We start from the raw sequence: 743 nt of genomic DNA, 5'->3' as shown, positions 1-743 counted from the left end.
GCCCTCCGCCGGCGGGGTGCCCGCCCCGGCCAGCCGGTCCGCCGCCCGGGCCACCAGGCCCTCCACCAGCGAGGCCCGCCAGCCACTCCACGCGGCCGGGCCGGTGGCCAGCGCGTCCGCCTCGGTGAGCGCGTGCAGCAGCTCCAGCTCGGGCAGGGTGGCGACCACCTTGGTGACCGCCTCGACGGTGGCCGGGTCGTCCGGATCGCGCCGGGTCGCGGTGTCCACCAGCATCAGGTGGTGGCGGACCAGCACCGCCAGGGTCTCGGTGTCCTCGGGGCCGAAGCCCATCCGGGCGCCGAGGTCGCGGACGATCACCTCGCCGGCCTCGCTGTGGTCCCCCGGCCAGCCCTTGCCGATGTCGTGCAGCAGCGCGGCGACCAGCAGCAGGTCCGGGCGGGCCACCCGGCGGGTCATCGCGGCGGCCCGCACCGCCGTCTCCACCAGGTGCCGGTCCACCGTCCAGCGGTGCACCGCGTTGCGCTGCGGACGGCAGCGCACCCGCTCCCAGTCCGGGATCAGCCGGCGGACCAGCCCCTCCGCCTCCAGCGCCTCCCACACCGGGACGGCCGACTCCCCCGCGCCCAGCAGGGTGACCAGCTGCTCGCGCGCCTCGTCCGGCCAGGGCACCGGCAGCGGGCGGCACTCGGCGGCCAGCCGACGCACCGTGGCGTACGAGACGGTCAGCCCGTTCTGCGCGGCGGCGGCCGCGGCGCGCAGCGGCAGCACCGGGTCGGCGGCCG

General features: G+C 78.6%; 1 protein-coding gene. It reads right to left on the bottom strand.

Annotated features, from left to right (window positions below; all coding sequences use genetic code 11):
• Positions 1-743, bottom strand: a 743-nt coding sequence (locus AE652_RS42490; RefSeq protein ID WP_049661641.1) for an HD domain-containing protein, incomplete at both ends; no start/stop codon positions are given.

Origin of the sequence: Kitasatospora sp. MY 5-36, from assembly GCF_001182915.1 — a bacterium.
Lineage (GTDB): Bacteria > Actinomycetota > Actinomycetes > Streptomycetales > Streptomycetaceae > Kitasatospora.
The sequence above is the reverse complement of the archived record's forward strand: the minus strand, read 5'-3'. Positions and strand labels throughout refer to the sequence as shown.